The sequence below is a fragment of the Streptomyces sp. NPDC058375 genome, assembly GCF_042723425.1.
Lineage (GTDB): Bacteria > Actinomycetota > Actinomycetes > Streptomycetales > Streptomycetaceae > Streptomyces > Streptomyces durocortorensis.
This window is the reverse complement of record NZ_JBHXJG010000332.1, coordinates 1-6,476: the sequence shown is the minus strand read 5'-3', so window position 1 is coordinate 6,476 and position 6,476 is coordinate 1. Positions and strand designations below refer to the sequence as shown.

Sequence of the window (6,476 nt, the reverse complement as noted above, 5' to 3'; positions counted from 1 at the left end):
ACCGCGCCCTGACCGTCGCCGTGACGTCCCGGTCCGGCTGGAGCGTCAGACCCGTCACGGGCGTGATCTCGCCCGGGTCGACGTCCAGGGTGAAGCGGCGGGCCAGCACGGCCAGCAGGAGGACGGCCTCCACCATCGCGAAGCGCGTACCGATGCAGACCCGGGGCCCGCCGCCGAACGGGAACCACGCGTACTCCACGATCTCGTCGCCGCCCTCCGCGTCCCAGCGCTCGGGGCGGAACTCCTCCGGCTCCGGGAACCAACGCGCATCGCGCTGCGTGGCCCACTGGCTGCACCACACCCGGGTGCCCTCCTCGATCGACAGCCCCCCGATCGTCGCCCCCTCCTTCGCCACCCCCGTGATCAGCCAGACCGCCGGGTACAGCCGGAGCGTCTCCTTCACCACGGCCTGGGTGTACGTCAGTTGGGCGTAGTCCTCGAAGCCGGGCTCCCGATCGCCGAGCACCCGGTCCAGCTCCTCGGCGAGCGCGTCGCGGACCCGGGGGTTGCGGCCGAGCAGATACCACGCCCACACCAGCGTCGTACTCGTCGTCTCATGACCGCCGATGTACAGCGTGACCGTCTCGTCGCGGATCTCGTCGTCGCTGAGGTGCGTCCCGCTCTCGTCGACGGCGGTGAGCAACCGGCTGAGCAGATCGGGGCGTTCCTCCTCGCCGTCCCGATGCCGGGCGACGACCCGGCCCACCTCGGCGTCGATCACGGCGGCGGCCTTCTTGATGCGCGCGCGGCCGGGCGTCGGCACCCAGTCGGGGAGCAGCGCGCCGATCCCGGCGAACTCCTTGCCGATCTGCATCTGGGCGACGTCCATCGCCCGGCCCATCGCCTCGGAGTCCGCCGGGGTGTCCACCCCGAAGATCGTGCGCACCGCGATCTTCTGCGTCAGCGCGGCCATCTCCCGCTTGACGTCGACCCGTTGGCCGTCCGACCACCGGTCCGCCACCTCCACCGCGCAGTCGGCCATCGTGGCGGCGTACGACTTCACCTGCTTGGGCCGCACCGAGGGCTGCACCAGCGACCGCTTGCGCCGCCAGTCCCGGCCGCGCGCCACGATCATCCCGTTGCCCAGCACCGTGCGGAACGCGATGCCGAGCTTCGGCTGGTCGAAGGTGTGCTCCGTCTCGGTCAGCAACTCGCCTATGCAGTCGGGGTCGGCGAGGAAGACGCACCGGTTGCGGCCGAACCGCCAGCGCACCATGTCCCCGTGCCCACGCAGGAGTTCGAAGAAGGCCAGCGGGTCCTTCCCGAACTGCGGCAGATTCCCCACGAGCGGCAGCCCCTTGGGCCCCGGCGTGAACGCGTGGCCGCGAGGCGGGGTGTCGAGCGCCGGACCGGTCTGCGTGGACATCGAGGAACTCCGCTCCCTGGGGCGCGCCACTGTCGGCGCGCAACCGTTCGATCCTCATCGAACAGGATGGGGGAGGCGCTCCACCAGAGCTGTCCGCCGAACCGGCCGCCGCCTTCGGAACTCCCGGCCGCCCGGCGGTGTTCGTCGCCCCGGGGTCGTCGCGGGTCGCACAGGCGCTGGGCTACCAAGAAGCGGGCCGTCAGCTGAGCGTACGGCTGTCCTGAGCGCGCCCCACACCGATCCCGCCGACCGCCGCGTGCCCGCTGCCGGGCCGGGGCACGACGACGATCTGGACGTCGTCCTCGTACACGATCCTGCCGGGATCCGAGGACTCCAGCCGCTCGCACGGCACCCCGTGCGCGGCCAGCAGTGCGAGGTAGCCCGGGATCCGGTCCAGCAGATGGGTCGCGGTCCCCTTGAACCAGGCGACCGCCCCCGGGTTCACGGCGGGGTCGTACACCGCCGGGTCGACCCGCGAGGGGTCGGGGTACGCGGCGTCGTACCAGTCGTTCCCCGCCCGCCAGAATCGGCGCTGCTCCTCGGTGAGACGGTCCTCCCTCGCCAGCCCGTTGGCCAGGGCGAAGATGCCCGGGAAGTGGCCCCGGGGACTGCGCTCGGTGCTCTGGAACCGTACATACCTCGGCGTCCCGCTCATCCCGTGCCCCTCCGCGACGGCCGCTGGAGGGCCCAGTCTAGGGCGGGGCGGTACGGCAGCGGATCAGAGGCCGACGATCAGCTGGATGCAGACGATCTTGACCAGGATGGCGAGCGCGAAGAGCGTCGAGTAGCCGTTGTTGATCCGGCTGTCGCTCGCCCGGCTGTTGGCGTACGCCACGATCGCCGGGTTGCCGACATAGCCCGACAGCAGCCCCATGGTCCGCTCCCGGCTCTGCCCCAGCGCCTTCGCGACCAGCACCATCAGGGTGTAGCTGACCACCGCGCCGATCGCCAGCACCGCCACCAGCTTCAGCCCGAACACCGAGAAGGCGTTCTCCCGGAACGAGTAGCCCGAGATGAGCCCCACGACGGCGAGGAAGAGCAGCAGCCCGATCTGGCGCAGGGTCAGGTTGGCCCGGGTCGGCAGGGTCCAGACGAGGGGGCCGGTGCGCCGGAGCCGGCCGAGGAGCATGCCCATCACCAGCGGGCCCGCCCCGGTGCCCAGGGCGAGCGTGGTGGAACCCAGGGTGAGGGAGGGGGTGCCGATGAGGAAGCCCAGGGTGAGCCCCAGGCCCAGGCTGACCGCGCTGACCTCGCTCACCTTCGCCTCGGTGTCCCCGAGGTACGTGGTGACCTCGCTCGTCCGCTCGCGCGGCATCACCACCCGCACCCGGTCGTCGAGCTGGAGCAGCAGATCGTCGTGGGCGAGCATGTCGAAGTCGCCGCGCCGGACCCGGCTGACGAGGGCCCCGTACTTCTCGCCGAGCCCGAGCTCGGCGACGGTGTGCCCGGCCAGCTCCGGGTTGGTGAGCAGGACCCGCCGGTAGTCCACCCTGCTGCGGTCGTCCAGCAGATGGCGCGGGGCGAGCGCCCCGAGCGCGTCGGTCGCCGTCCGTACGTCGTCCTCGCCGCCGACCAGGACGACCAGGTCGCCGCGGGAGAGGCGGTCCAGTTCCCGGGCCACCCGGGTGGATCCGCCGACCGGGCGGTACTCGCTGGCCAGCACCCGGTGCGCGGCGACGCCCGGCACGTCCGCCCAGCGCATGTCCCGGGCCGCCTCGACCGTACGGGTGACGAGGGTGGACGGCAGCCCCGAGTCGGGGTCGCGGCGGGCGGTCCAGCGGCGGCGGGCCGCGATCGCCGAGATGAACGTGATCGTGATGACGACGGCGAGCGGGTAGCCGATGGCGTACCCCACAGCGGGCTGCGTCGGATCCTCGGAGGCGTCCTGGGCGGCGGCGAGGCCCGGGGTGGTGGTCCCGATGCCGGCGTAGCCGCCCGCGAGGAACGGCCCGTCGATGCCGAACCCGCTGTGTCCGACGAAGCCGACCACCGCCGCGGTGACGGCCAGGGCCACCACGGCACCGGCCATCACCGGGAGCTGGCCGCGCAGTTCACGGAAGAACGCGGGGCCCGACTCCAGGCCGACCGTGTACACGTACAGCGCCAGGCCCAGCGCCGAGACCCCGGCCGGCACGGCGGCGGCGATGTCCTCGTCCAGCGCCCCGACGAAGAGGCCGACGAACAGCACCCCGGCCGCGCCGAGCCGGACCGGGCCGAAGCGCACCAGACCGAGCAGCGAGCCGACCGTGATGACGGCGAACACCGCCACCCACGGGTTGTCCGCGAAGAACTGCCACACCGGCCGTGCCTCCCCGACCTCGAAGATCCCGCCCTTGTCGGGGGCCAGGATCTTGGAGGCCGGGGGAGGCCGCCACTCGGGGAGCGGCCGGTGGGACCGTCAGACGCCGGGCGGCACGTGGGCCGGGCGGCCCCGGCCCCGCGTCAGCGAGTAGCCGAACACGGCCGCCAGCGCGGCGAGCACGCCACCGCCGACGGTCCACAGCCAGCGGTCGGTCCACCAGCCCGAGGCCCAGCCGTCCTCCGGCTCCCCGCCGGCGACGGTCCGAGGCGCGTCCGAAGCGCCCCCGTCGCCCGTCTCGTCAGTCCCGCCGGTCTCGTCAGTCCCGCCCGTCTCGTCCGTCTCGCTCGCCGAGGCGACCGAGACGCCGGGGACCAACGGCTCGGAGAGCGTGCCGTCCCCGTCGTGGGATCCGCCCACCTCCTTGAAGCCCGTTCCCACCTGGACGCCGACCGGCAGCCCAAGGTCGGCGGCGGGCAGGTCCACCACCGTGAGGCGGATGTAGTAGCTCCCCGGCAGCGGGTCGTCTCCCCACGGCTCGGACCAGGACCGCACGGGCCGCAGTACGCAGGACAGTTCGACGGTGGCCGCGTCGGCCGCCGCCTTCCTGGTCTGGTGCCCGTACATGCAGGCCTGGCGGCGGCGCAGCCCGTCGTACACGTCGACCTGCCAGGTGGACGTACCGCGCCGGGCGGCGTTCTCGGGCAGCTTGACCGTGGCCCGGACGGTGGGCCGCTGACCGGCGTAGGCAGGGAACACCCAGTACAGGTAGTCGCCGGCGGAGGCCTGGGCGATGCCGGACTGGCCCTGCTTCAGGGCGGTCGCCGTACGGAACGTGGTGCCGGCCTCCGTGGGCCCGGCCTCGCCCCCGGCGGGGCTCGCGCTCGCCGACGGGGCGTCCGCCTCCGCCGGGGAAGCCGTGGTGAGGAGGGTCAGCCCGGCGAGCAGCGCCCCGGTGAGCGCGCGTCGTAGGCCACGGGTGCGGCGAGGGGTCGTACGCATCAGTTGGTCCTCCAGACGGCGACGCGCCAGCGCGAGATCCAGCCGGTCAGCAGGCCCGCGACCAGCCCGGTCAGGACGAGCACGCCGAGCAGCCACCAGCCGCGTCCGAGCCCGAAGGCGGCCACGTCCGAGGCGTTGTCCGGGCCGTCCACCAGACCCACGGTCAGCTCGACCGGCAGGCCCGGGGACTTCTTCACCGAGGCGGGCGCGGAGAAGGAGTGGGCGAGCTGGAGGCAGACGCTCTCGGCGGCGGGCTTGCCGTCGCCGTCGTCACCGTCCTCCACCTCGGGCTTCGGATAGCGCAGCCCGGACGAGATCACATCCGTACGGCCGGTCCCGGCTTCGGAGCCCCGGACGATCTCGCGTCCGTGCGCGGTCACCGCCCGCAGCAGGACTCCGTAGTCGTTGTCCACGGCCCGGTCGGCCGCGACGCTCGCCGAGGCGCGCAGCTCCTGACCGGGCAGCACGTCGACGCGGTACCAGCGGTGCTGGGCGATCTCCGCGCGGTCGGTGTAGAGACCCGGCTTCAGCTCGGGCGCCGCGGAACAGCTTCCGGCCCCCTCGGTCGCCACCGGAGTCACGACGGGCTCGGCCGCCCGGTCCACCAACTGCTTGACACGGCCGGACAGTTCTTCCTTGTGCTGGACGGCGGTGTACGTCCCGCCGGTGGCCTCCGCGATACAGGTCAGCTGCTGGCGGATCTTGGCGTTGGGCACGAGACCCAGCGTGTCCACGACCAGGTGGGTGCCGCGGGCGGCAATCTCCCGGGCCACCTCGCACGGGTCGAGCGGCCCGCAGGTGTCCTCCCCGTCCGTGATGAGCACGATCCGGCGCGAACCGTCGCCGCCCTCCAGGTCGTCGGCCGCGCCGAGCAGGGCAGGACCGATCGGGGTGAAGCCGGTGGGGGCCAGCGTGGCGACCGCGGTCTTGGCCTCCGTACGGTCCAGCGGGCCGACCGGGTAGAGCTGCCGGGTGTCCTTGCAGCCGACCTTGCGGTCCTCGCCCGGATAGTCCGCACCGAGCGTCCGGATGCCGAGCTGCACCTGCTCGGGCACCGCGTCCAGAACATCGTTGAACGCCTGCTTCGCGGCGGCCATCCGGGACTGGCCGTCGATGTCCCGGGTGCGCATGGAACCGCTGACGTCGAGCACCAGCTCGACCTTGGGGGAGGGGGCGGCGGGGGCTTCGTCGGCGGCGGCGGGGACCGCGGTGCCGAGCCCGGCGGCCAGGGTGGCGAGCGCTATGCCCACCCCGGTCGTCAGCCGTTTTCTAGTGATCATCGCCGGATCTTATGGAAAATCAGTTCGTATTCCCAACTGGAGGTTTCAGGGTCCGGGGCCCCGGTCGCCGACGGCTTCTCCGGCCCGCTGTCAGGGCTCGTCGTCCGCAGTCAGGGCTCGTCGCCCGGCGGCCGGGCGGGCGAACGCGCCGGCCGTGGCCGCCAGGGCCGCTGTGGTCGCCGCCTGTGCGGCCAGGTGAGGGTCGGGGGCGGTTCGCAACAGCACAAGCTGGTGGTAGAGGGGCGCGGTGGCGGCGATCAGCAGCGGCCGTGCGGCCGTGTCCGGCGGGAGTTCGCCCCGCTCGACGGCGCGCTCGACGATGGCCTCGCAGCGCTGGTAGCGGTCCTCCCACAGCCGTTGCTGGGCGTCGGCCGCCCGCGCGGAGCGGAATGAGGCGGCCACCAGGGCCTGCGGGATCGACGGGCGTACCACCAAGGAGTCATGGATCTCCCCGTTGAGGGCCGTCAGGTCGCCTCGCAGGGAGCCCGTGTCCGGCGGAGCCCAGTCGTCCTCGCCCGCGGCGTCGAGG

General features: G+C 73.1%; 6 protein-coding genes. All 6 read right to left on the bottom strand.

All coding sequences use genetic code 11. From position 1 onward, the window contains the following. Positions 1-1,366, bottom strand: a 1,366-nt coding sequence (locus ACFWM7_RS32405) for a cytochrome P450 (protein WP_383267575.1), incomplete at its 3' end; no start/stop codon positions are given. 199 nt (positions 1,367-1,565) lie between these two features. Continuing rightward, positions 1,566-2,021 carry a hypothetical protein gene (locus ACFWM7_RS32400; protein WP_383267573.1) on the bottom strand — a complete coding sequence of 152 codons (456 nt, stop codon included), beginning with the start codon at positions 2,019-2,021 and terminating at the stop codon, positions 1,566-1,568. A gap of 63 nt (positions 2,022-2,084) precedes the next feature. Next, positions 2,085-3,665, bottom strand: a complete 1,581-nt coding sequence (locus tag ACFWM7_RS32395) for an aspartate:alanine exchanger family transporter (protein WP_383267572.1) — start codon at positions 3,663-3,665, stop codon at positions 2,085-2,087. Positions 3,666-3,764: 99 nt separating this feature from the next. After that, positions 3,765-4,667 carry a hypothetical protein gene (locus ACFWM7_RS32390; protein ID WP_383267569.1) on the bottom strand — a complete coding sequence of 301 codons (903 nt, stop codon included), beginning with the start codon at positions 4,665-4,667 and terminating at the stop codon, positions 3,765-3,767. Continuing rightward, positions 4,667-5,947, bottom strand: a complete 1,281-nt coding sequence (locus ACFWM7_RS32385; RefSeq protein WP_383267567.1) for a VWA domain-containing protein — start codon at positions 5,945-5,947, stop codon at positions 4,667-4,669. The genes ACFWM7_RS32390 and ACFWM7_RS32385 overlap by 1 nt, the downstream gene beginning before the upstream one ends. A gap of 90 nt (positions 5,948-6,037) precedes the next feature. Beyond that, positions 6,038-6,476, bottom strand: a 439-nt coding sequence (locus ACFWM7_RS32380) for a TetR-like C-terminal domain-containing protein (protein ID WP_383267564.1), incomplete at its 5' end; no start/stop codon positions are given.

Coding starts and splice junctions, on each gene's coding strand:
- ACFWM7_RS32400 (WP_383267573.1), bottom strand. CDS start 2,021: ATGAGCGGGACGCCGAGGTATGTACGGTTCCAGAGCACCGAGCGCAGT.
- ACFWM7_RS32390 (WP_383267569.1), bottom strand. CDS start 4,667: ATGCGTACGACCCCTCGCCGCACCCGTGGCCTACGACGCGCGCTCACC.
- ACFWM7_RS32385 (WP_383267567.1), bottom strand. CDS start 5,947: ATGATCACTAGAAAACGGCTGACGACCGGGGTGGGCATAGCGCTCGCC.